At 65.7% G+C, this 24,551-nt stretch carries 19 protein-coding genes and 3 rRNA genes; 18 read left to right on the plus strand and 4 right to left on the minus strand.

The annotated features are described in order from the left end of the window. The first annotated feature begins 6 nt into the window (after nt 1-6). From ACJEIK_RS12815 to ACJEIK_RS12845, 7 genes are all read left to right on the plus strand, one after another. Complete coding sequence (locus ACJEIK_RS12815; RefSeq protein ID WP_267323386.1) at nt 7-1,206, plus strand: argininosuccinate synthase; 1,200 nt, start codon at nt 7-9, stop codon at nt 1,204-1,206. After that, a complete protein-coding gene (gene argH / locus ACJEIK_RS12820) occupies nt 1,207-2,625 on the plus strand; it encodes an argininosuccinate lyase (RefSeq protein ID WP_061007326.1) in 1,419 nt (472 codons plus the stop codon). Between the two features lie 6 nt (nt 2,626-2,631). After that, entirely contained in the window at nt 2,632-3,999 is a 1,368-nt protein-coding gene (locus ACJEIK_RS12825; RefSeq protein ID WP_409431560.1) for a tetratricopeptide repeat protein, read from the plus strand. Nucleotides 4,000-4,122: 123 nt separating this feature from the next. Then, entirely contained in the window at nt 4,123-4,422 is a 300-nt protein-coding gene (locus ACJEIK_RS12830) for an HNH endonuclease (protein ID WP_061007324.1), read from the plus strand. A gap of 26 nt (nt 4,423-4,448) precedes the next feature. After that, nucleotides 4,449-6,008 carry an HD domain-containing phosphohydrolase gene (locus tag ACJEIK_RS12835; RefSeq protein WP_267323383.1) on the plus strand — a complete coding sequence of 520 codons (1,560 nt, stop codon included), beginning with the start codon at nt 4,449-4,451 and terminating at the stop codon, nt 6,006-6,008. A 52-nt stretch (nt 6,009-6,060) separates the two neighbouring features. Then, nucleotides 6,061-6,459 (plus strand): nuclear transport factor 2 family protein, encoded by a 399-nt coding sequence (locus ACJEIK_RS12840; RefSeq protein ID WP_061007322.1) that lies wholly within the window; start codon nt 6,061-6,063, stop codon nt 6,457-6,459. Continuing rightward, nucleotides 6,456-6,821 (plus strand): DsrE family protein, encoded by a 366-nt coding sequence (locus ACJEIK_RS12845; RefSeq protein WP_061007321.1) that lies wholly within the window; start codon nt 6,456-6,458, stop codon nt 6,819-6,821. The genes ACJEIK_RS12840 and ACJEIK_RS12845 overlap by 4 nt, the downstream gene beginning before the upstream one ends. Here ACJEIK_RS12845 and ACJEIK_RS12850 read toward each other — a convergent pair. Further along, entirely contained in the window at nt 6,811-8,619 is a 1,809-nt protein-coding gene (locus ACJEIK_RS12850; protein ID WP_064860758.1) for an ABC-F family ATP-binding cassette domain-containing protein, read from the minus strand. The genes ACJEIK_RS12845 and ACJEIK_RS12850 overlap by 11 nt on opposite strands. A 130-nt stretch (nt 8,620-8,749) precedes the next feature. On the opposite strand from ACJEIK_RS12850, the gene ACJEIK_RS12855 reads away from it, so the two are divergent. The 3 genes from ACJEIK_RS12855 (at nt 8,750) to ACJEIK_RS12865 (ending at nt 12,455) form a co-directional block, all read left to right on the plus strand. After that, nucleotides 8,750-11,722 carry an acyl-CoA synthetase gene (locus ACJEIK_RS12855; protein WP_207546871.1) on the plus strand — a complete coding sequence of 991 codons (2,973 nt, stop codon included), beginning with the start codon at nt 8,750-8,752 and terminating at the stop codon, nt 11,720-11,722. A gap of 88 nt (nt 11,723-11,810) precedes the next feature. Beyond that, nucleotides 11,811-12,242: a hypothetical protein gene (locus ACJEIK_RS12860; RefSeq protein ID WP_064860759.1), complete on the plus strand. Its 432-nt coding sequence runs from the start codon at nt 11,811-11,813 to the stop codon at nt 12,240-12,242. 6 nt (nt 12,243-12,248) lie between these two features. Beyond that, the gene (locus tag ACJEIK_RS12865) at nt 12,249-12,455 is read left to right on the plus strand and encodes a Trm112 family protein (protein ID WP_064860760.1); all 207 of its coding nucleotides are present in this window, start codon (nt 12,249-12,251) and stop codon (nt 12,453-12,455) included. On the opposite strand, the gene ACJEIK_RS12870 is transcribed toward ACJEIK_RS12865, so the two are convergent. The 3 genes from ACJEIK_RS12870 to ACJEIK_RS12880 are packed head-to-tail and all read right to left on the minus strand — an operon-like array spanning nt 12,452 to nt 14,588. Further along, a complete protein-coding gene (locus tag ACJEIK_RS12870) occupies nt 12,452-13,075 on the minus strand; it encodes a TetR family transcriptional regulator (RefSeq protein ID WP_064860761.1) in 624 nt (207 codons plus the stop codon). The genes ACJEIK_RS12865 and ACJEIK_RS12870 overlap by 4 nt on opposite strands. Beyond that, entirely contained in the window at nt 13,072-13,890 is an 819-nt protein-coding gene (locus tag ACJEIK_RS12875; protein WP_166428180.1) for an ABC transporter permease, read from the minus strand. Before ACJEIK_RS12875 ends, ACJEIK_RS12870 begins: the two co-directional genes overlap by 4 nt. After that, the gene (locus ACJEIK_RS12880) at nt 13,824-14,588 is read right to left on the minus strand and encodes an ABC transporter ATP-binding protein (protein WP_061007314.1); all 765 of its coding nucleotides are present in this window, start codon (nt 14,586-14,588) and stop codon (nt 13,824-13,826) included. The genes ACJEIK_RS12875 and ACJEIK_RS12880 overlap by 67 nt, the downstream gene beginning before the upstream one ends. Nucleotides 14,589-14,656: 68 nt before the next feature. Here ACJEIK_RS12880 and ACJEIK_RS12885 point away from each other — a divergent pair, with 68 nt between their 5' ends. The 8 genes from ACJEIK_RS12885 to ACJEIK_RS12920 all read left to right on the plus strand — a co-directional run bounded on the left by ACJEIK_RS12885 (nt 14,657) and on the right by ACJEIK_RS12920 (nt 24,546). Further along, nucleotides 14,657-15,268: a DNA-3-methyladenine glycosylase gene (locus tag ACJEIK_RS12885; RefSeq protein WP_061007313.1), complete on the plus strand. Its 612-nt coding sequence runs from the start codon at nt 14,657-14,659 to the stop codon at nt 15,266-15,268. Nucleotides 15,269-15,306: 38 nt separating this feature from the next. Continuing rightward, complete coding sequence (tyrS, locus tag ACJEIK_RS12890; RefSeq protein WP_406784959.1) at nt 15,307-16,605, plus strand: tyrosine--tRNA ligase; 1,299 nt, start codon at nt 15,307-15,309, stop codon at nt 16,603-16,605. 395 nt (nt 16,606-17,000) lie between these two features. Further along, nucleotides 17,001-18,517, plus strand: a 16S ribosomal RNA gene (locus tag ACJEIK_RS12895). A 431-nt stretch (nt 18,518-18,948) separates the two neighbouring features. Beyond that, nucleotides 18,949-22,054: ribosomal RNA gene (locus tag ACJEIK_RS12900) — 23S ribosomal RNA — on the plus strand. Nucleotides 22,055-22,203: 149 nt separating this feature from the next. Continuing rightward, nucleotides 22,204-22,317: ribosomal RNA gene (gene rrf, locus ACJEIK_RS12905) — 5S ribosomal RNA — on the plus strand. The 16S, 23S and 5S rRNA genes sit together here, the layout of an rRNA operon. Nucleotides 22,318-22,518: 201 nt before the next feature. Then, entirely contained in the window at nt 22,519-23,346 is an 828-nt protein-coding gene (locus ACJEIK_RS12910; RefSeq protein ID WP_082934674.1) for a tetratricopeptide repeat protein, read from the plus strand. A gap of 1 nt (nt 23,347) precedes the next feature. After that, on the plus strand, nt 23,348-24,367 hold the full coding sequence (locus tag ACJEIK_RS12915; RefSeq protein ID WP_409431561.1) for an HAD-IIA family hydrolase: 1,020 nt from the start codon (nt 23,348-23,350) through the stop codon (nt 24,365-24,367). An 8-nt stretch (nt 24,368-24,375) separates the two neighbouring features. Continuing rightward, nucleotides 24,376-24,546 (plus strand): hypothetical protein, encoded by a 171-nt coding sequence (locus ACJEIK_RS12920; protein WP_090562517.1) that lies wholly within the window; start codon nt 24,376-24,378, stop codon nt 24,544-24,546. Nucleotides 24,547-24,551 lie beyond the last annotated feature (5 nt).

The following is a 24,551-nucleotide window of genomic DNA, read 5'->3' on the forward strand; positions in this document are numbered from 1 at the left end:
TGACACATGTCCGAGCGCGTCATCCTGGCGTATTCCGGCGGTCTGGACACTTCGGTCGCGATCAGCTGGATCGGCAAGGAGACCGGCAAAGACGTCGTCGCCGTGGCCATCGACCTGGGCCAGGGCGGCGAGGACATGGAGGTGGTGCGTCAGCGTGCCATCGATTGCGGCGCCGTCGAGGCCGTGGTTGTCGATGCGCGCGACGAGTTCGCCGACGAGTACTGCCTGCCCACCATCAAGGCCAACGCGCTGTACATGGACCGGTACCCTCTGGTGTCGGCGATCTCGCGCCCGCTGATCGTCAAGCACCTGGTCGAGGCGGCCCGCAGCCATGGCGGCACCGTCGTCGCGCACGGCTGCACCGGCAAGGGCAATGACCAGGTCCGCTTCGAGGTCGGCTTCAACACCCTGGCCCCCGAGCTGGAGGTCATCGCCCCGGTCCGCGACTACGCCTGGACCCGCGAGAAGGCCATCGCCTTCGCGCAGGAGAACGACATCCCGATCAACGTCACCAAGAAGTCGCCGTTCTCGATCGACCAGAACGTCTGGGGCCGCGCCGTCGAGACCGGCTTCCTCGAGGACCTGTGGAACGCCCCGACCAAGGACGTCTACGACTACACCGAGGACCCGACGGTCCACTTCAACACCCCTGACGAGCTGATCGTCAGCTTCGACAAGGGCCGCCCCGTCGCCATCGACGGCCGCCCCCTGAGCGTGCTGCAGATCATCCAGGAGCTCAACTCCCGCGCCGGTGCGCAGGGCGTCGGCCGCCTGGACGTCGTCGAGGACCGTCTGGTCGGCATCAAGTCCCGCGAGATCTACGAGGCCCCGGGCGCCATGGTGCTGATCACCGCGCACACCGAGCTCGAGCACGTCTGCCTGGAGCGCGAGCTCGGCCGCTACAAGCGCGGCGTGGACCGCAAGTGGGGCGAGCTGACGTACGACGGCCTCTGGTACAGCCCGCTGAAGGCCTCGCTGGAGGCGTTCGTCGAGCACACCCAGCAGCACGTCTCCGGCGACATCCGCCTCGTCCTGCACGGTGGCCACATCTCGGTCAACGGCCGTCGCTCGGGTGAGTCGCTCTACGACTTCAACCTCGCCACCTACGACGAGGGCGACAGCTTCGACCAGAGCGCGGCCAAGGGCTTCGTCCAGCTGCACGGCCTGAGCTCCAAGATCTCCGCCAAGCGCGACCTGGGTCTGTAAATGTCGGGCAGCACGACCAACGAAGGTTCGCTGTGGGGTGGCCGGTTCGCCTCCGGACCGTCCGACGCGCTTGCCGCCCTGAGCAAGTCGACGCACTTCGACTGGGCGCTGGCGCCCTATGACGTCACCGCGTCCAAGGCGCACGCCCGCGTGCTGCACAACGCCGGGTTGCTCACCGACGAGCAGCGCGACGGACTGCTGGCCGGGCTGGACAGCCTGGGGAACGACGTCGCCGACGGCTCCTTCGGGCCACTGCCGACGGACGAGGACGTGCACGGCGCGCTGGAGCGCGGTCTGATCGACCGCGTCGGTGACGACCTCGGTGGCCGGTTGCGCGCCGGCCGGTCCCGCAACGACCAGGTGGCCACGCTGTTCCGCATGTGGCTGCGCGACGCCATCAAGACCGTCGGCAACGGCGTGCTCGACGTGGCGGCCGCGCTGGCCGGCCAGGCCGAGGCGCACCCGACGGCGATCATGCCCGGCAAGACGCACCTGCAGTCGGCGCAGCCCGTGCTGTTGGCCCACCACCTGCTCGCGCACGCGCACCCACTGCTGCGCGACGCCGACCGGCTGCTGGATCTGGACAAGCGGGCCGCGGTGTCGCCCTACGGATCCGGTGCGCTCGCCGGTAGCTCGCTCGGCCTGAACCCTGACGCCATCGCCGCGGATCTGGGATTCCATGCGGCCGCGGACAATTCGATCGACGCCACGTCGTCGCGTGACTTCGCCGCCGAGGCGGCTTTCGTCTTTGCGATGATCGCCGTGGATCTGTCTCGGCTGTCCGAGGACATCATCCTCTGGAGCACAACGGAATTCGGCTACGTCAAGCTGCACGACTCCTGGTCGACCGGCAGCTCGATCATGCCGCAGAAGAAGAATCCCGACATCGCCGAACTGGCGCGTGGCAAGTCCGGCCGCCTCATCGGCAACCTGGCCGGTCTGCTGGCGACGCTCAAGGCACAGCCGCTGGCCTACAACCGGGATCTGCAGGAGGACAAGGAGCCGGTCTTCGACTCCGTCGCGCAGCTCGAGCTGCTGCTGCCCGCGATGGCCGGCCTGGTCGGCACCCTGACGTTCGACACCGACCGGATGGCGGCGCTGGCGCCGCTCGGTTACACGCTGGCCACCGACATCGCCGAATGGATGGTGCGCCAAGGCATTCCGTTCCGCATCGCGCACGAGGCGGCAGGCGCGGCGGTCAAGGCCGCCGAGGCCAGGGGAGTCGGACTGGAAGAACTCGCGGCCGACGAGCTCGCGGGCATCCATCCGGGGCTCACCGCCGAGGTACGGGACGTCCTTACCATCGCCGGTTCGGTCGACTCCCGTGATGCCCGCGGTGGCACCGCGCCGGCCCGGGTCGCCGAGCAGCTCACCATCGTTCGGGATCGGGCGGCGCAACTGCGGTCGCAGCTGGGGTAGGCGCCGGTGGACGTCGAGGCGGTGGTGCTGCGGGCCCAACTGCTCGGCGACGTCGGCCAGTGGCAAGCCGCCGCGGACCTGTTGTCGTCCGCCCTTGCCGAGCACCCACACGACGGACAGCTGCTCGCGGCATTCGCCGTCGCGGCCTACAACGTCGGAGATCTGGACCGTGCCCGCGCCGCGGCAGAGGCGGCGACAGCGCAACACGACACGTCGCTGTCGGCGTTGCAGGTCCTGGCGCGCGTCAGCCTCTCGGTGAGCCGCACCGCGGACGCGGTCCGGTATGCCCGCCGGGCTGCAGGCGCGCATCCCCATGACGCCGACGCGCACATGCTCCTGGCGACCTGCCTGGCGCAGGTGCCGGATCGGCGTGCCGCGCTGGCGGCCCTGGATCGAGCGTTGGAACTCGAATCCCATGACGCTGAGCTGTTCTTGGCCGCGGCACGCGTGGCCCGCCGGTGCGGTGACGACCGTGCTGCGCAATTCATCGCCACCGGATTGGACCTCGATCCAGCCAATGCCGATCTGCAAACCGAGGCCGCCGCGGCTCGGACTTTCGCCGGTGAGCGCGTGGCGGGTCTGTCCGCGGTTCTGGTCGACGCACCCACCCACGACGCAGCGCGACACACTCTCGCGCAGACCGTGTGGGGCACCATCGCGCGGCTTGCCAGTGGCGTGTGGATCTATACGTTGGCGGTGGTCCTGTTCTCCGCGTGGGTGCCGCCGTCGGCGTTGCGTCATCTGGCGCCGGTGTTGATGGCGCCGCTGCTGGTGCACTGGACTCGCACCTTCTTCCGGGTGCGCAAGCAGCTTCCGCGCGGCTACCTGGCCCGGCGTCTGCGGCACAGTCCGATTGCGTTGGCCGGCATCGGATTGGCCGCATTCGCCGCGATGATCGCCACCTTGGCACCCGTGCTGATCGTCGTCGGATGGAGCCCGGACGGGGTACGCCTCGGGTACTACGCCCTGATCGCCGCGTGCCTGCTGGCTGGGCTCGCGCACGTCATGGTGACCATCGGGCGCCTTCGGAGCGACCGCGACGTGAGTCTGGGCGACCATCTGGCCGAGCAATCGGGCTACTGGTTGGTCTGGCTGCTCGGCTTGGGGCTGCCGGTCGGCCTCGGGTGGGCGTGTTACCCATTGGCAGCGCAGCCCGGCGCGCTGTGGTTCGCGCTGATGGTGCTGCCGATCGTGTTCGGGGTCCGCTGCATGGAGTACATCGTGGCGCTGGCCGGCCGGGGTCTGCGGTGGCCGGGGTATGTCATGGCGGCGCTGTTCCTCGCCGGTTGTGTGTGGCTCGTCTTCTGGTGCGGTTACCGCGCGGCGAGCATCGATTTCGTGTATCGGCCGGGCCTGTTGTCACCCGGCCGCTGAAGCAGCCGACACCGCCGATCGGTTGCGGGCCGCCTGCAGGGCTGAGCCAGTCCGCGGCCGTAGGCTCATGCGGTGCCAGTTCGCAGCCGCGCCGCCGTCTACGCCAGACGTCGCAAACGCCGGATGGCGAAGGTCGACCACGACCTGACGACACAGCAGTGGGCTGTCCTGCAAGAGATTTGGGGTGGTTGTGCCTACTGCGGCGCGGACGACGCCGACCTGCAGAAGGACTGCGTGCAGCCCATCTCCCGCGGCGGGCGGTACACGCTCGACAACGTGGTGCCGGCGTGCCGGTCGTGCAACGCCAGCAAGTGCAATGCCGAAGTCACCGGCTGGTTACGCCGAAAGAAGTTGGACGAGGGCAGGTTTCTGCTCCGGAAGGCCACCATCGCCAGGGAACTGGCGCAATACGCCGACTCCTGACGCCGCCCGACGCCTACGCTGAGCCGATGGCCGCTACGCAGACGCCCGAAGTGCGCCTGGCGGAGCTCGTCGCCTCGCTCTCGCTCGCCACCGATCTCGGTCTGGGACAGCCGCAGGAGCATGTGTTGCGCCAGACGGTCATCGCGACGCGCCTGGCCGCGGCCGCGGGCATGGCGCCCGAGCTTCAGGCCGCTGCCTTCTATGTGTCGCTACTGGCCTGGATGGGATGTGTTGCCGACTCGCACGAGCTGGCGCACTGGTTCGGCGACGACCTCCAGATGCGGGCCGACAGCTACCAGGTGGACAAGGCCGGACCCGGCATGGCGCGGTTTCTGCTGGGCCACCTCGCGCAAGGGCAGCCGGCGTTGCAGCGCATCACCATGGTCGGCCGCTTCCTGGCCCAGGGCGTCGCCGAGATGCCGAAACTGTTTGTCAGCCACTGTCAGACGGCCAGCGACATCGCGGACCGCTTGGACCTGCCGCCCGAGGTGCGCGCCGCACTGCTCGACGCCTTCGAGCGCTGGGACGGCAAGGGTGTGCCGGGCCGGGCCCGGGGTACGCAGATCCAGCCGGTGACGCGCGTCGTCCACATCGCCGACGACGCCGAGGTGCACCACCGCACCGGCGGCGTCGACGGCGCGCTGGAGATGTTGCGCAGCCGCCGGGGGACCGAGTTCGACCCCGAGCTGGTGGACGTGTGCTGTGCCCGGTCCGACGAGATCTTCGGGGGACTCGACACCGTCGACGCCTGGGCCTCGGTGATCGGAGGCTGCGCGTCGCTCGATCGCACCATCCCCGACGCCGAATTGACCGCGGTGTTGCGGGTCTTCGCCGACTACGCCGACCTGAAATCGCCCTGGTTCCTGGGCTATTCACGCCGCGTCGCCGAACTCACCGCAGCGGCGGCCAGAGCGGCCGGACTCAGTGCCGACGACGTCGCCCTCGCCGAACGCGCGGCGTTGGTACACCGGATCGGGGCCATCGGTGTCTCGACGGGCATCTGGAACAAGCCGGGTCCCTTGACCATTGCCGAACGCGAGCGCGTTCGCACCGTCCCGTATCTCACCGAACGGGTGCTGTGCCGGCAGCCGCGGCTGTGCGAGATCGGCGCGGTCGCCGCGGCCGGCCATGAACGCATGGACGGCAGCGGGTACCCACGCGGGCTCACCGGCACGGCGATCCCGGCGCCGGCCCGGCTCCTGGCCGCCGCGGCGGTCTACCAGGCACTCGGCGAGGATCGTCCGCACCGGACCGCGTTGGCACGCGCCGACCGCGCCGAAGCCCTGCGCGCGGAGGTCACCGCAGGGCGGCTCGACGGCGCCGCAGTCGGCGCGGTGCTGACCGCCGCGGGCTGCCGGCCCACCCGCCGGACCCCACTCGTCGCCGGTCTGACCGGCCGCGAACTCGAAGTCCTCGAGCAACTGGTCCGTGGTTCATCGAATCGGCAGATCGCCCAACACCTTTCGATCACGCCACGCACCGTCGGCACTCACGTCGAACACATCTACACCAAGATCGGGGTGTCGACGCGCGGTGCCGCCGCGATGTTCGCCATGCACCACGGATTGGTCAGCGCCGCCGAATAGATCGGGTATTCACCCGATGTGCCGAGGCGCCGGCGGGCCGTAGAACCGATACATGAGCAACGACATCGGCACGGGATGGGCTGTGGCGGGCGCCTTCCTGGAGGCTTTCGCCGGCCGGGATTTCGCGGCGCTCGCCGAATGCCTAGATCCCGAGGTACATTTCCGCGCCCTGATCCCGCCCGGCCTCGTCGACGTGACCGGCGCCGACGACACCGTCGAGCGCTTCCGGCACTGGTTCGGCGCCGACACCTTCGAACTGGTCGATGCTTCCGTCGGCCGCGTCGGCGACCGCGTCGCGCTGAGCTGGCGGGTTCGCACCTCGCCACCGGGCGACCCGACCGCCGTCAAGATCGTCGAGCAGCGCCTGTTCGCCGCCGCCGATGACCGCATCCGTTCAATCGACTTGCTGTGCTCAGGATTTCAGCCCGAACAGAAGGAGAACCGCTCATGAGCTCGAAAGTGGCGATCAGCCTCACCACCGGTCTGGAGGACGCCGAGAAGGTCACCATCGCCCTGCTCATGGCCGTCGGCGCGGCCGAACAGGGACACCCGACGATGATGTTCCTGGCCAAGGAAGCCGTGCGCCTCGCCCAACCGGGATTCGCGCTCGGCGTCGCATGCGACGGCTGCCCACCACTGCCTGACCTGATGGCCCGCTACGCCGCCGCCGGCGGCAAGTTCCTCATCTGCCCGATCTGCTTCAACGCCAAAGCCCTTGACGCCGAACACATCGTGGCCAACGCGGACCTCGGCGGCACCATCCCGCTGTGGCAGTGGATCGGCGACGAACCGGCCACCACGTTCAGCTACTGACGTCCTCGGACAACTCCATCCAGCGGTCCTCGAGTTCGGTCACTTCACCTTCGAGCTCGCGCAGCGAGCCCGTGAGGCGTTGCAGCCCTTCGTAATCGCCTTGGTCATGCTCAGCCAGACGCTGGTGTGCCGTGTCGATCTGGCCGGAGAGTTTCTCCAGTCGCCGCTCGATGGCGGTGAGTTCCTTCTGCGCCGCGCGCAGCTCGGCGCCGGACAAGCCCCCGGCTGAGCCGGCGGCCGCCACCGCCGCCGGCTTTGTCACCGCCGCACCGGTCTGCGCCGCGTGCGAGGCCCGCAGCCGCAGGTACTCGTCGACCCCGCCGGGCAGGTGGCGCAGACGACCGCCGAGGATGCCGAACTGTTGATCGGTGACGCGCTCCAGGAAGTACCGGTCGTGGCTGACGACGATCAGCGTGCCGGGCCAGGAGTCCAGCAGGTCCTCCATGGCCGCCAGCATGTCGGTGTCCAGGTCGTTGGTCGGCTCGTCGAGGATCAGCACGTTTGGCTGTTCCAGCAGGATCAGGAGCAGCTGCAGCCGGCGCTGCTGCCCACCGGACAGGTCCTTCACGGGGGTGGACAGCTGAGCACTGGCGAAGCCGAGACGCTCCAGCAGCTGGCTGGGGCTGAGTTCCTGTGCCTTGGAACCGGATCCGAACGTGTAGGTGGTGGCGAGCCGGCTGAGCACCACCCGTACGGGCTCATCGAGATGCTCGGCGAGCTTCTCCACACCCTGGGTGAGCGCGGCGATCTGCACCGTCTTGCCGTGCTTGACCCGGCCTTCGGTCGGCTCGACCGACCCGTCGATCAACCCGAGCAGCGTCGACTTGCCGGCGCCGTTGACGCCGAGGATGCCGGTGCGCTCGCCCGGCGCGATGCGCCACTCGACGTCCTGCAACACCTGCCTCTCGCCGTAGGTCACCGACGCGTCCAGGATGTCGACGACCTGCTTGCCGAGGCGTGTCACGGCCAGCGACTGCAGCGCCACCTTGTCGCGGATCTCGGGCACATCGGCGATCAGCGCGTTGGCGGCGTCGATGCGGAACTTCGGCTTCGACGTGCGCGCGGGTGCGCCGCGGCGCAGCCACGCGAGTTCTTTCCGGGCCAGGTTCTGCCGCCGGGCCTCAGAGGCGGCCGCCTGCCGGTCGCGCTCCACGCGCTGCAGGATGTACGCCGCGTAGCCGCCCTCGAACGGTTCGACGATGCGGTCGTGCACCTCCCAGGTCGCGGTACAGACCTCGTCGAGGAACCACCGGTCGTGGGTGACGACGAGCAAGCCGCCGGCGTTGGCGGCCCAGCGCTTCTTCAGATGCGCGGCCAGCCAGGTGATCGCTTCGACGTCGAGGTGGTTGGTCGGCTCGTCGAGGATCAGGACGTCGTGGTCGCCGGCGAGCAGACGGGCCAGGGCCACGCGGCGGCGCTGTCCGCCCGACAGCGTGCCGATCACCGCGTTCCAGTCGAGGTCGCCGAGCAGCCCGGCGATGACGTCGCGGCCGCGCGCATCGCCGGCCCATTCGTGCTCGGGGACGTCGCCGACGACGGCATGCCCGACGGTGTCGGTGTGGTCGAGGGTGTCGGCCTGGTCGAGCATCCCGATCCGGACGCCGCCGCGCACCGTCACCCGCCCGGAGTCGGGCTTGAGCCGGCCGCCCAGCATTGCCAGCAAACTGGATTTGCCGTCGCCGTTACGGCCGACGATGCCGATCCGGTCGCCCTCCTCGATCCCGACCGTCAGCGAATCGAAAACCACACGGGTCGGAAATTCCAGATGCAGGGCTTCGGCCCCGAGTAGATGCGCCATCAGGCGCAGATTCTAGGCGTCGGCCGCAGGTGCCTCTGCCACGCCGTAACCACGAGGTAACCAGCGCGTTGTGCCATGATGGCGTCGTAATCGGGGGATTTGTACTTATTTGACCAAAAGGGAGTACCCGGTGGTGGACTTTTCGGTGATCACCGGGCCGGTGGAGCGGTTGGTAGCTACCGCTCAAAACGGCCTGGAAGTGCTGCGCTATGGCGGTTTGGAGACGGGCGCCGTGCCGTCGCCGTTCCAGATCGTCGAGAGCGTGCCGATGTACCGCCTGCGGCGCTACTTCCCGCCGGACGCGCGTCCTGGCGCGGCGCCGGCCGGTTCGCCGGTGCTGATGGTGCATCCGATGATGATGTCCGCCGACATGTGGGACGTGACGCGCGACGACGGCGCCGTCGGCATCCTGCACGCCGCCGGCCTCGACCCGTGGGTCATCGACTTCGGCTCGCCGGATCAGGTGGAGGGCGGCATGGACCGCAACCTGGCCGACCATGTGGTGGGGCTCAGTGCGGCCATCGACACCGTCAAGGAGACCACCGGCAAAGACGTCCACCTGGCCGGCTATTCGCAGGGTGGCATGTTCGCCTACCAGACCGCCGCGTACCGGCAGTCCCGCGATCTGGCCAGCATCATCGCCTTCGGGTCCCCGGTGGACACGCTGGCCGCACTGCCGATGAACATGCCGGCGAACCTGGCATCGGGCGTCGCGGACTTCATGGCCGACCATGTCTTCAGCCGCCTCAACATCCCGGGTTGGCTGGCGCGCAACGGTTTTCAGATGCTGGACCCGATCAAGACCGCGCAGTCGCGCCTCGACTTCTTGCGCCAGCTGCATGACCGTGAAGCGTTGTTGCCGCGCGAGCAGCAGCGCCGGTTCCTGGCCAGCGAGGGCTGGATCGCCTGGTCCGGCCCGGCCATCGCGGAGCTGCTCAAGCAGTTCATCGCGCACAACCGCATGATGACCGGCGGCTTCGCCATCCACGGCAATCTGGTGACGCTGTCCGACATCACCTGCCCGGTCCTCGCCGTGGTCGGCGAAGTCGACGACATCGGTCAGCCCGCCGCGGTGCGCGGTATCAAGCGCGCCGCCCCGGAGGCCGACGTCTACGAATACCTCATTCGCGTCGGGCATTTCGGTCTCGTCGTGGGTTCCAAGGCCGCCGGCCAGAGCTGGCCGACGGTGGCGTCGTGGGTCAAGTGGCTCGACGCCGGCGGACCGATGCCTGCCGACGTGGTACCGATGCCGTTGCAGTCCGAACTGCCGCGCGAGTCGGTGCCGCTGGCGATCCGCGTGGCCCACGGTGCCGCAGCCGCGACGGAGATGGCGTTCAGTCTCGCCAACACCGCGGCCGACGCCGTGGTGACGGCCGGTAAGTCGACGCGGGCGCTGGCCATCGAGACCGTCCGGACCCTGCCGCGGCTGGCCCGTCTCGGCCAGATCAACGACCACACGCGAATCTCGTTGGGCCGCATCATCTGTGAGCAGGCCCAGGGCGCGCCGGACGGTGAGTTCCTGCTGTTCGACGGCCGCGTGCACACCTACGAGGCAGTGGACCGCCGCATCAACAACGTCGTCCGCGGACTGATCGAAGTCGGTGTGCGGCAGGGCGTTCGGGTCGGCGTGTTGATGGAGACCCGCCCCAGTGCGCTCGTCGCCATCGCGGCGCTGTCGCGTCTCGGCGCGGTGGCCGTCCTGATGCCGCCCGATGCCGACCTGGCCGTCGCCGCCCGCCTCGGTGGCGTCACCGACATCATCTCGGACCCGGCGAATCTCGATGCGGCCCGGCGGCTTCGGACGCGCGTGCTGGTGCTCGGTGGCGGCGAGAACCGCGATCTGCACCTGACCGACGACGCCGACGTCGTCGACATGGAACAGATCGACCCCGACGTCGTCGAGCTGCCCGGCTGGTACCGGCCCAACCCCGGCTACGCGCAGGACCTGGCCTACATCGCGTTCGCGAACGTCGGCGGCGAGCTGGTGGCCCGGCAGATCACCAACTTCCGCTGGGCGCTGTCGGCATTCGGCACCGCATCGGCGGCCAACCTGGGCCGCGGCGACACCGTCTACTGCCTGACGCCGCTGCACCACCAGTCCGGCCTGCTGGTCTCGCTCGGCGGCGCCGTCGTCGGCGGTGCGCGCATCGCGCTGTCCCGTGGTCTGCGGCCCGACCGCTTCGTGCACGAACTGCGGCAGTACGGCGTCACCGTGGTGTCCTACACGTGGGCGATGCTGCGCGACGTCATCGACGACGCGTCGTTCGTGATCAACGGAACCCACCCGGTGCGCCTGTTCATCGGCTCAGGCATGCCGGCCGGGTTGTGGCGCCGTGTCGAGGAGGCGTTCCAGCCCGCACATGTCCTGGAGTTCTTCACCACGACCGATGGTCAGGCCGTGCTGGCCAACGTGTCGGGCGCCAAGATCGGCAGTGAGGGCCGGCCATTGCCGGGCGGCGGTCAGATCGCGTTGGCCGCCTACGACGTCGACGACGACCTCATCCTCGAGGGCGACGACGGCTTCGTGGCGCTCGCCGAGCCCAACGAGGTGGGTGTGCTGCTGGCCAAGCCGCGTGGGCCTGTCGACCCGACCGCGTCGGTCAAGCGTGGTGTCTTCGCGCCGGGGGACACCTGGGTATCGACCGAGTTCCTGTTCCGCCGCGACGACGACGGCGACTACTGGATGGTCGACAACCGCCGTTCGGTCATCCGCACTCCGCGCGGCGTCGTGTTCGGCAAGGAGGTCGGCAATGCGCTCGGCCGTCTCGACGCGGTCGACATCGCCGTCACCTACCGAGTGCCGGTTGCCGATCGGGAGCTGGCGGTCACGGCGTTGAGCCTGCGTCCGGGTGGCAGTGTGCTGCCCGCCGACCTCCGTGAGGCGTTGGCCGAGCTGCCGGTCGGCGTGGTGCCGGACCTCATCCACGTGGTGCCGGAGCTGGCGCTCAACGCGTCGTATCGCCCGGTGCTGGCCGAACTGCGGGCCGCCGGCGTGCCCGAATCGACGGACAACTCGTGGCAGTTCGACGTCGACAGCGACTCGTTCGTGCCCTTCACCGCGGCCGCCCAGGCCGAGTTGACCGGGACGAGCAGTCTGTCGTGACAGCCTGCCGGTCCTGGTCGTCGCTGTTAGGCTGCGGTTTGTCAGTCGGGGTTCACGCCGTCGGGCGCAGATATCGAATGGAGAACGCATGACGTCACACACCAGCCGGAGGCGGCGTGGTGTTGCCGGCGCGATTCTGGCGGGAGCTGTGGCTGCCGGGATGATGATCACTCCTGCCGCGGCACACGCCGACATTCTGGACGACCTGGACGCCCAGTACGACATCGGTGCCAGCGGCGGTGATCTCTCGAAGCTGCTCCACACCGCGCTCAAGCTGCGTTCGCAGGGCTTCGGTCCGTCGCGGGGCAACCTCGCCGATATCGAGGCGGCGCTCGACCAGCGTCCCAACCAGGTGCCGCTGATCCATGCGCTGCAGGACACGGTGAAGTTCCAGAAGCGCAATCAGGCGCGCGCCGCCGGCGCGAAGCCGCAGAACCCCATCGTCATCGGTGGTCCGGGTGGCCTGCCGCCTGGCCTGGTGCCGGGTACCGGTGGCTCGCAGATTCCGTTGGGTGGCTGACGCACGGTGATCGACGAAGCGCTGCGCGCGATTTTGGTGTGCCCGCAGGACCGGGGTGAGTTGCTGCTGGTCGGGGACGAATGCCTGTACAACCCGCGGTTGCGCCGCGCGTACCGGATCGACGCTGGGGTACCGGTGCTGCTCATCGACGAGGCGGTCGACGTCACCGACGACGCCGAGCATCAGCGACTGCTCGCAGCTGCCCAGCGTTAGCTCAGGGCCGGCAGGTCGCCGGTGAGGTAGCGCTGGAGGTTGGGCGCGATCGTTTCCGCGATCTGTTGCACGGGAAGCGATCTGAACGGCTCCAGTTGCAGGATGTAGCGGGCCATCACGACGCCCATCAGCTGGGAAGCGACGAACTGCACGCGGGTTCGTCCCGTGCCGGGCGGATTGTCAACCCGCGCACCGACTTCGGCGGTGATCACGTCTTCCAGGAAAATCCGGATCAGGTTGACGTCGTCGCCCGCGAGCATCGAGCGCAACGCCGCGATGAATCCCACGCCGAGCTCCGAATCCCAGATCGGGAACAACAGCGACGGCAGGGTGTGGCCGAGTTCGTCGACGGGGGTCTCCCGTAACGGGCCCAGCACCATCTGCGGATCGATGGGAATGTGCACTGCCGCTGCGAACAGCTGCTGCTTGGTCCCGAAGTAGTGATGCACCAGCGCCGCGTCGACGCCGGCGGCAGCGGCGATCGCCCGCACCGACGTGTTGTTGAAACCGTTGCGGGCGAACAGGTCCCGCGCACACGACAGGATCGTCTCCTTGGTGTCCGAGGTTCCGGTGGGACGACCGGGCGGCTTGCGGCGCGGCCGCGGCTGTGTCGTGGTCATGGGGTCCGACGACGCAGGGTCGCGGCGGCCAGGCACATGGTGACGACCGCGAACGCGATCACGATCACGATGTCGCGCATTGTGGTGCCGGTGATGTCGGGGTGGCCGGCCACCTGCTGGAGAGCTTCGAGCGCGTAGGTCGCGGGTAGTGCGTCACTTATCCACCGTAACCAGTCGGGCAGCATTTCGCGGGGAACGATGATGCCGCACAACAGCAGTTGCGGCACGATCACCACCGGCATGAACTGCACGGCCTGGAACTCGGTACGCGCGAACGCACTGCACAACAGGCCCAGTCCGACGCCGAGCACCGCGTTGATGATCGCGATCAGGAAGACCAGGGCGGGACTGCCCGCGGTGTCGAACCCGAGGAACCAGAACGAGACCAGGCAGGCCAGCGTCGCCTGGGCGGCCGCGGCCACCGAGAATGCCGATCCGTAGGCGGCCAGCAGATCCAATCGGCGCAGGGGAGTGGTCAGGATCCGTTCCAACGTGCCCGAAACCCGTTCGCGCTGCATGGTTATCGAGGTGATCAGGAACATGACGATCAGCGGGAAGACGCCGAGCAGGATCAGACAGGCGTTGTTGAACGGCGACAGCGTGCCGGGACGGTGCGGCAGATCGTCGAACATGAAGTACATCAACGTGATGACGGCGCTCGGCACCACCAGGATCATCGCCATGCTGCGATGGTCGGCGGCGAGCTGACGCAGGATGCGGGCCGTCGTGGCCAGGTAGGGCTGCAGCGTCAGCCGGCTCTGGCCGCGGTGCTGCGCCGGATGACGGTCAGGAACGCTTCCTCCAGCGACGAACATCCGGTGTCCTCTCGTAGTTGGGTGGGCGTGGTGTGTGCGAGCAGACGGCCGTCGCGCATCAGCAGCAGTTCGCCGCAGTGATCGGCCTCGTCCATCACATGGCTGGACACCAGCAGGGTGGTGCCGCCGCGGGCCAGTCGGTCGAACTGGTCCCAGAGGTCGACCCGCAGGACCGGGTCCAGGCCGACCGTCGGTTCGTCGAGCACCAGCAGGTCAGGTTTGGACACCAATGCGCAGGCCAATGAGGCGCGCGTCCGCTGCCCACCGGACATGTTGCCGCACAACGCCGTTCGGTGATCCTCCAGGCCGACGGCAGTGATCGCCTCGTCGGCCGCGGTCTTGCACGAGCCCGTCAGCGCCGCGAAATACCGCACGTTGTCGATGACGCGCAGATCGTTGTAGACCGTCGGCTCCTGCGTCACGTACCCGACGCGGCGGCGCAGGTCGGCCGATCCGCCGGGTTTCCCGAGCACGGTGACCGTGCCGTTCGTGATGATCTGTGTACCGACGATGGCGCGCATCAGGGTGGTCTTGCCGCAGCCGGAGGGGCCGAGCAAGCCGGTGATGCTGCCACGCCGGACCTGCAGGGACACGTCGTCGATGGCGCGCCGCTTACCGCGGACCACGGTCAGGTTCTCGATCCGAATTGCCACGTCAGCGGCATGACCATTTAATTCACCAACCGATGAACTCATCATAGGATGAATAATCCGCTCATGGCGACGACGTGTCAACGGCCGGCTCGGACCGGGCAGAATGGCGGGCCATGAGTGCCGAGCTACTCGCCGTCGATCCGGTGACCGCGGCTCGACGGCTGCTCGGCGCCACGTTGTACGGCCGGGGCGTCGTCGCGACCGTGGTCGAGGTCGAGGCCTATGGCGGCCCACCATCGGGACCCTGGCCGGACGCGGCTGCGCACTCGTTCCGTGGGCCGACGCCCCGGAGCTCGGTGATGTTCGGGCCGGCCGGGCACTTGTACACCTACCGCAGTCATGGAATCCATGTGTGCGCCAACGTGGTTTGTTGCACTGATGGCGTGGCCGGTGCCGTACTGCTCCGTGCGGCTCGCATCGTCGGTGGTGACGGTGTGGCCGCGAGTCGGCGGCGGGCCGGCATCACGCCCGCGGCGTACGCCCGGGGCCCGGGCAATCTGTGCGAGGCGCTCGGAATCACCTTGGCGGACAACGGCATTGACCTGATGGATCGCCGATCACCGGTTCGGATCGAACTTAATCCGCCGCAGGAGGCGAGCGCCGGGCCGCGAGTGGGCGTCAGTCAGGCCGCCGACCGCCCATGGCGGTTCTGGTTGCCGGGTACCCCTGAAGTGTCGAACTACCGGCGCAGTCCCCGGGCGCCGGCACTGGGCGACAGCGACTGATGGCGGTGGCCGACCTGCTATAGGGGAAGATCGACGTCGTGAGTACTGGCATCCTCGATGAACTGGACTGGCGCGGCCTGATCGCGCAATCGACCGACCGCGAAGCGCTCGCCGCCGCGACGACGGATGGGCCGCTCACGCTCTATGCCGGCTTCGACCCGACCGCACCCAGCCTGCACGCCGGACACCTGGTTCCCCTGCTCACGCTGCGGCGATTCCAGCAGGCCGGCCACCGACCCATCGTGCTGGCCGGCGGTGCCACCGGCATGATCGGCGATCCCCGCGACAACGGTGAGCGGACGATGAACACCGCCGACACCGTCGCCGACTGGGCCGAACGTATTCGCGGTCAGCTGGAGCGCTTCGTCGAGTTCAACGACTCCGGCAACGGTGCGATCGTCGAGAACAACCTGTCCTGGACCGGGCCGATGTCGGCCATCGAGTTCCTGCGTGACCTGGGCAAACACTTCTCGGTCAACGTCATGCTCGACCGCGACACCATCAAGCGGCGCCTCGAAGGCGACGGCATCTCCTACACCGAGTTCAGCTACATGCTCCTGCAGGCCAACGACTTCGTCGAGCTGTACAAGAAGCACGGCTGCAGTCTGCAGGTCGGCGGCTCTGACCAGTGGGGGAACATCATCGCGGGCGTCCGCCTGGTGCGCCAGAAGCTGGGCGCGACCGCACATGCGCTGACGGTTCCGCTCGTCACCTCGGCCGACGGAAAGAAGTTCGGCAAGTCGACCGGCGGCGGCAATCTGTGGCTCGATCCGGAGCTGACCAGCCCATATGCCTGGTACCAGTACTTCGTGAACGCGGCCGACGCCGATGTCGTGGGCTACCTGCGCTGGTTCACCTTCCTGTCCGCCGACGAGCTCGGTGAACTCGCGATCGCTACCGCGGAGCGTCCGCACGAGCGGGCTGCGCAGCGCCGGCTGGCTCGGGAGCTGACCACGTTGGTGCACGGTCAGGCGGCGACCGACGCCGTCGAGCTGGCGAGTCAGGCGCTGTTCGGCCGCGCCGAGCTGGCGGATCTCGATGAGTCGACGCTGTCGGCGGCGCTGACCGAGGCCAGTAATGGCCAGGTCGCGGAGCTGGCACCAGGTGGTCCGGACGGGATCACCGATCTGTTGGTTGCGACGGGGCTGTCGAAGAGTCGTGGGGAAGCGCGCCGGACGGTCGCCGAAGGCGGCGTCTACGTGAACAACGCACGAGTGGAAAGCGACGAGTGGGTACCACAGCAGTCGGACTTTCTCGGTGAGCGCTGGCTGGTGTTGCGGCGTGGCAAGCGCCACATCGCAGGGGTGCGGCGGGTTGGCGGCTCCGGCCAGGTGTGACGCCCCCTCTGACCAGGGGAAACGTTCCGCTGACCTGGCGATTTGACTCGCTGTTAGCCCTGCCGTAACTTATTCCAGGTCAGAGCGACACGGACAAGCGCCGGAGAGCGAAGACCAAATCCGAGAGTAACACCCATTAAGTTGGGAGTTCCTCACTGCCCGCACTACGGACCGCGGCTTTTAGCCGCGGGTTTGTTGCGCGGTCAGGCCGGGCGTGTTGTTTGAGAACTCAATAGTGTGTTTGGTGGTTTTTGTTTGTTGTTTTTTGACCATGCCTCGTGTTTTCCCGTTTGTGGGGTGTGGTTGTTTTTTGATGCCAGTTTGTTTGGTGTCTTTTGTTTAGGTCAGATTGTTCTGAACTTGAAATTCTGCTCTGTCTTTGGATGGGGAGTTTTTGTTTGGAGAGTTTGATCCTGGCTCAGGACGAACGCTGGCGGCGTGCTTAACACATGCAAGTCGAACGGAAAGGCCCTTCGGGGTACTCGAGTGGCGAACGGGTGAGTAACACGTGGGTGATCTGCCCTGCACTTTGGGATAAGCCTGGGAAACTGGGTCTAATACCGAATAGGACCACGCGCTTCATGGTGTGTGGTGGAAAGCTTTTGCGGTGTGGGATGGGCCCGCGGCCTATCAGCTTGTTGGTGGGGTAATGGCCTACCAAGGCGACGACGGGTAGCCGGCCTGAGAGGGTGACCGGCCACACTGGGACTGAGATACGGCCCAGACTCCTACGGGAGGCAGCAGTGGGGAATATTGCACAATGGGCGCAAGCCTGATGCAGCGACGCCGCGTGAGGGATGACGGCCTTCGGGTTGTAAACCTCTTTCAATAGGGACGAAGCGTGAGTGACGGTACCTATAGAAGAAGCACCGGCCAACTACGTGCCAGCAGCCGCGGTAATACGTAGGGTGCGAGCGTTGTCCGGAATTACTGGGCGTAAAGAGCTCGTAGGTGGTTTGTCGCGTTGTTCGTGAAAACTCACAGCTTAACTGTGGGCGTGCGGGCGATACGGGCAGACTAGAGTACTGCAGGGGAGACTGGAATTCCTGGTGTAGCGGTGGAATGCGCAGATATCAGGAGGAACACCGGTGGCGAAGGCGGGTCTCTGGGCAGTAACTGACGCTGAGGAGCGAAAGCGTGGGGAGCGAACAGGATTAGATACCCTGGTAGTCCACGCCGTAAACGGTGGGTACTAGGTGTGGGTTCCTTCCTTGGGATCCGTGCCGTAGCTAACGCATTAAGTACCCCGCCTGGGGAGTACGGCCGCAAGGCTAAAACTCAAAGGAATTGACGGGGGCCCGCACAAGCGGCGGAGCATGTGGATTAATTCGATGCAACGCGAAGAACCTTACCTGGGTTTGACATGCACAGGACGCCGGCAGAGATGTCGGTTCCCTTGTGGCCTGTGTGCAGGTGGTGCATGGCTGTCGTCAGCTCGTGTCGTGAGATGTTGGGTTAAGTCCCGCAACGAGCGCAACCCTTGTCCTATGTTGCCAGCGGGTTATGCCGGGGACTCGTAGGAGACTGCCGGGGTCAACTCGGAGGAAGGTGGGGATGACGTCAAGTCATCATGCCCCTTATGTCCAGGGCTTCACACATGCTACAATGGCCGGTACAAAGGGCTGCGATGCCGTGAGGTGGAGCGAATCCTTTCAAAGCCGGTCTCAGTTCGGATCGGGGTCTGCAACTCGACCCCGTGAAGTCGGAGTCGCTAGTAATCGCAGATCAGCAACGCTGCGGTGAATACGTTCCCGGGCCTTGTACACACCGCCCGTCACGTCATGAAAGTCGGTAACACCCGAAGCCGGTGGCCTAACCCTTGTGGAGGGAGCCGTCGAAGGTGGGATCGGCGATTGGGACGAAGTCGTAACAAGGTAGCCGTACCGGAAGGTGCGGCTGGATCACCTCCTTTCTAAGGAGCACCATTTACATGCCCTGATCCAGGGTTTCCCCCATCCCCGCAACAGTGCGGGACTTGGTGGTTGGGATTGTCGCCGGCGCCTGTAGTGGGCTTGTCCGGCGGGTGCATATGACGACAAACGTGCGGCCGGCTGGAAAGCGTTGGTCGTGAAGAATTGCCAGACACACTGTTGGGTCCTGAGACAACAGGCCCGTTCGCTCCCCTCCTCATGTGGGGGTGGGAGACACCGCTCCGTTGGGGGTGGTGGGGGTTGTTGTTGCCTCACCGGTTTTGGTGGTGGGGTGTGGTGTTTGATTCGTGGATAGTGGTTGCGAGCATCTAACGCGCGCAGTATTGGTTGCCGGCGGCTTTCGGGTCGTTGGTTTTTCCTTCTGTGTGTGTTGATGTGCAATTTTGATTCTTGTTTATCAATTGGTTTTTGTGCGTAAGTGTTTAAGGGCGCATGGTGGATGCCTTGGCATCAGAGGCCGATGAAGGACGTAGGAGGCTGCGATAAGCCTCGGGGAGCTGCCAACCGAGCGTTGATCCGAGGATGTCCGAATGGGGAAACCCAGCACGAGTTATGTCGTGTTACCCACGCTTGAATATATAGGGTGTGGGAGGTAACGCGGGGAAGTGAAACATCTCAGTACCCGTAGGAAGAGAAAACAATTGTGATTCCGTGAGTAGTGGCGAGCGAAAGCGGATGAGGCTAAACCGTATGCATGTGATACCGGGTAGGGGTTGTGTGTGCGGGGTTGTGGGACCTATCTTTCCAGGGCTATCCCTCTGGAGGGCAGTAAGAAAATGTCGTGGTTAACGGAAGTGGCTTGGGATGGCCTGCCGTAGAGGGTGAGAGTCCCGTACGTGAAAACCCGATGTCTGCCTTGATGGTGTTCCCGAGTAGCAGCGGGCCCGTGAAATCTGCTGTGAATCTGCCGAGACCACTCGGTAAGCCTAAATACCTTCTGATGACCGATAGCGGATTAGTACCGTGAGGGAATGGTGAAAAGTACCCCGGGAGGGGAGTGAAATAGTACCTGAAACCGTGTGCCTACAATCCGTCAGAGCCCTCCTTTGGTGGGGTGATGGCGTGCCTTTTGAAGAATGAGCCTGCGAGTCAGGGACATGTCGCGAGGTTAACCCGTGGGGGGTAGCCGTAGCGAAAGCGAGTCTGAATAGGGCGTATCCCGTAAGGGTGTAGTGGCATGTTCTGGACCCGAAGCGGAGTGATCTACCCATGGCCAGGGTGAAGCGCGGGTAAGACCGCGTGGAGGCCCGAACCCACTTAGGTTGAAGACTGAGGGGATGAGCTGTGGGTAGGGGTGAAAGGCCAATCAAACTCCGTGATAGCTGGTTCTCCCCGAAATGCATTTAGGTGCAGCGTTGCGTGTTTCTTGCCGGAGGTAGAGCTACTGGATGGCCGATGGGCCTCACCAGGTTACTGACGTCAGCCAAACTCCGAATGCCGGTAAGACAAAAGCGTGGCAGTGAGACGGCGGGGGATAAGCTCCGTGCGTCGAGAGGGAAACAGCCCAGATCGCCGACTAAGGCCCCTAAGCGTGTGCTAAGTGGAAAAGGATGTGCAGTCGCGAAGACAACCAGGAGGTTGGCTTAGAAGCAGCCACCCTTGAAAGAGTGCGTAATAGCTCACTGGTCAAGTGATTGTGCGCCGATAATGTAGCGGGGCTCAAGCACACCGCCGAAGTCGCGGCATCCGCAAGGATGGGTAGGGGAGCGTCCTGCATCCGGTGAAGCAGCCGAGTGATCGAGTTGTGGAGGGTGTGGGAGTGAGAATGCAGGCATGAGTAGCGAATAGGCAAGTGAGAACCTTGCCCGCCGAAAGACCAAGGGTTCCTGGGGCAGGCCAGTCCGCCCAGGGTGAGTCGGGACCTAAGGCGAGGCCGACAGGCGTAGTCGATGGACAACGGGTTGATATTCCCGTACCCGTGTGTGTGCGTCCGTGATGAATCCATTGTGCTAACCATCCAAATGGCACGTGATGATCCTTTCGGGGATCACGTGTTGCCGGCTGCGTGGGACCCTGGTGGGTAGTAGTCAAGCGATGGGGTGACGCAGGAAGGTAGCCGTACCGGTCAGTGGTAATACCGGGGTAAGCCTGTAGGACGAACGATAGGCAAATCCGTCGTTCATATGTCTGAGAGGTGATGCATAGCCGAGTGAGGCGAATTCGGTGATCCTATGCTGCCAAGAAAAGCCTCTAGCGAGTGCACACATGGCCCGTACCCCAAACCAACACAGGTGGTCAGGTAGAGAATACTAAGGCGTACGAGTTAACTATGGTTAAGGAACTCGGCAAAATGCCCCCGTAACTTCGGGAGAAGGGGGACCTCCATACCGTCAAGGCCCTTGCGGCCGGCAGCGGGAGGGGGTGGCACAAACCAGTGAGAAGCGACTGTTTACTAAAAACACAGGTCCGTGCGAAGTCGCAAGACGATGTATACGGACTGACGCCTGCCCGGTGCTGGAAGGTTAAGAGGACCTGTTAACTCCTTCGGGGGTGAAGCGGAGAATTTAAGCCCCAGTAAACGGCGGTGGTAACTATAACCATCCTAAGGTAGCGAAATTCCTTGTCGGGTAAGTTCCGACCTGCACGAATGGCGTAACGACTTCTCAACTGTCTCAACCATAGACTCGGCGAAATTGCACTACGAGTAAAGATGCTCGTTACGCGCGGCAGGACGAAAAGACCCCGGGACCTTCACTACAACTTGGTATTGGAGTTCGGTACGGTTTGTGTAGGATAGGTGGGAGACTGTGAAGCGCACACGCCAGTGTGTGTGGAGTCGTTGTTGAAATACCACTCTGATCGTATTGGGCTTCTAACCTCGGACCGTCTATCCGGTCCAGGGACAGTGCCTGGTGGGTAGTTTAACTGGGGCGGTTGCCTCCTAAAATGTAACGGAGGCGCCCAAAGGTTCCCTCAACCTGGACGGCAATCAGGTGTTGAGTGTAAGTGCACAAGGGAGCTTGACTGCGAGACCTACAAGTCGAGCAGGGACGAAAGTCGGGACTAGTGATCCGGCACCCCCGAGTGGAAGGGGTGTCGCTCAACGGATAAAAGGTACCCCGGGGATAACAGGCTGATCTTCCCCAAGAGTCCATATCGACGGGATGGTTTGGCACCTCGATGTCGGCTCGTCGCATCCTGGGGCTGGAGCAGGTCCCAAGGGTTGGGCTGTTCGCCCATTAAAGCGGCACGCGAGCTGGGTTTAGAACGTCGTGAGACAGTTCGGTCTCTATCCGCCGCGCGCGTCAGAAACTTGAGGAAACCTGTCCCTAGTACGAGAGGACCGGGACGGACGAACCTCTGGTCTACCAGTTGTCCCACCAGGGGCACCGCTGGATAGCTACGTTCGGACAGGATAACCGCTGAAAGCATCTAAGCGGGAAACCTCTTCCAAGACCAGGTTTCTCACCCTTTTAGAGGGATAAGGCCCCCCGCAGACCACGGGATCGATAGACCAGACCTGCACACTTAGCAATAAGTTTAGGGAACTGGCACTAACCGGCCGAAAACTTACACACACCCAAAAAACCAGTGCGTAAGCAAGAACATTGCACATCAACGTGCCCGCAACCACACCACAATCAGAGTCGAACAGACCACACCCCACCACCAAACAACCCCCCTCCCGGGGATTGTCACGGCCGGTAGAGGATTAAATAAATAGAGTTACGGCGGCAACAGCGGCAGGGAAACGCCCGGTCCCATCCCGAACCCGGAAGCTAAGCCTGCCAGCGCCGATGATACTGCCCTGCACGGGCGGAAAAGTAGGACACCGCCGAACACAAATTAGGAATCACCCCCCACATTTATGTGGGGGGTGATTCTATTTGAGGAATTTCCATTTCTCGGCTCGGAAATGTGCCCCGGGCCGGCAGCCGATTGCTTCGGTGCCGGTGCCCCGAGGGCGAGTTTCGCGAGCAAAGTTCGGCCGGTGACAGATCGGGCCGTATTCTGACCTGAGATTTCGTAGGGAAAGGTTCCAGTGGTCGACAACAGGCAGGGCGGCGATCGTCGCCCCTCGCGCAGAGACGACGGCGACGCACGACGGGGGCAGCGCCCTCAGCGTGACCGCACGCAGGCCCCCCGACGCCCCGGTTCAGATCGGAACGGCCGGCCGCCGCAGTTCCGTGACGAAGCGTCGGATCGCCCGTCTGGTCCCCGGCTGCCCGACGACGTCGAAGCCAAGCAGCTTTCGCCCGAGGTCCGTCGTGAACTGACGACCCTCGACAAGGCGACCGCGGACTACGTGGCCAAACACCTCGTCATGGCCGGCGACCTGCTGGAAGAAGATCCGGAAGCGGCTCTCGAGCATGCACGTGCCGCGCGGAACCGGGCGTCGCGGATCGCGGCGATCCGTGAGGCTGTCGGTATCGCGGCCTATCACTGTGGTGACTGGGCGCAGGCCCTGTCGGAGTTGCGTGCGGCCCGACGGATGGGCAGCAAGTCCCCGCTGTTGGCCCTGATCGCCGACTGCGAGCGGGGTGTCGGCCGCCCCGAGCGCGCCATCGAGTTGGGCCGCAGTCCTGAAGCCGAGCAGCTCACCGGTGACGACGCCGACGAACTCAAGATCGTCCTGGCCGGTGCGCGGTGCGACCTGGGCCAGCCGGCGCAGGCGTTGGCGCTGCTGTCGAACCCACCGTTGGATTCCACTCGGACGGGCCAGACCGCGGCTCGCCTGTTCTACGTGTATGCCGAGACACTGCTGGCCCTCGACCGCAAGAACGACGCACTCCAGTGGTTCCTGCACGCGGCGGCCGCGGACCTGGAAGGCGTCACGGACGCCGAGGACCGCGTCGCCGAATTGGGCTGACGTGGCGACGCTGGCTCAGCTGCACGACTGTCTGCTCCTGGATCTCGACGGCACCGTCTTCCGTGGTCATGAGGCCACCGAAGGTGCTGTCGATGCCCTTGCCGCGATCACGTCCCGCAAGCTCTACGTGACCAACAATGCGTCTCGAACCCCGGCCGAGGTGGCCGACCATCTCGATGCGCTCGGTTTCTCCGCGCACGCGGATGACGTGGTGACGAGTGCCCAGAGCGCGGCGCATCTGTTGGCGCTGCAACTACCCGCCGGCGCCAAGGTGCTGGTCATCGGAACCGAAGCGCTGGCTGCCGAGGTCACCAATGTCGGTCTGGAGCCCGTGCGGCAGTTCAGCGACGACCCGGTCGCGGTGGTCCAGGGCCATTCGCCCCAGACCGGTTGGGCCGACCTCGCCGAAGCCGCGCTGACCATCCGGGCCGGTGGCCTCTGGGTGGCGGCGAACAGCGACAAGACGCTGCCGTCGGAGCGGGGACTGCTGCCGGGGAACGGCTCGATGGTCGCCGCACTGCAGACCGCCACCGAACAGGTGCCGCAGGTCGCCGGCAAGCCGCAGCCGACGTTGATGAACGACGCTCTGGCCCGCGGCCGGTACGAGGCCCCGTTGGTCGTCGGGGACCGGCTCGACACCGACATCGCGGGGGCCAACGCCGCCGGCCTGCCCAGCCTGATGGTGCTGACCGGCGTGAACAGCGCAGCCGACATGGTGCATGCCATCCCTGCCGAGCGCCCTGACTTCCTGGCGCCCGATCTGCGCTCGTTGGCTGTGTCCTCGGATGCCTTGCGTGTCGGGCCGCATCCCGGGTGGCGGGTCGAGATGTCGGGCAACGATGTCACCGTGCACGCCACCGGCGAATCCGTCGGCGACGAGTTGTCGGTGGTCCGCGCGACGGCCGGCGCCGTGTGGGCGGGTGCCGTCTCCGGCCGCGTGCGGATCACCGCGGGGGACGACACGGCACGTGCCGCATTGGATCGGTGGTCGCTGCTCGACGGCACCGATCCGCTAGCGTGAACATCGCTATGAGTACCGATCCTGACCAGATCCGCGAAGATATCGCGGTCCTGCTGTCCCATCTGCCGGATCTGTCCGGTGAGGGTGATGAGACGCCGGACCTCGAGGCTGTCGCGGCGGGTTTGGACCACGCCCACAATCTGCTGGTCCGGGCCCTGGAATCGGTCGAGAAGGGGTGAAGAGC

Source organism: Mycobacterium sp. SMC-16, assembly GCF_046250085.1.
GTDB classification, from domain to species: Bacteria; Actinomycetota; Actinomycetes; order Mycobacteriales; family Mycobacteriaceae; genus Mycobacterium; species Mycobacterium phocaicum.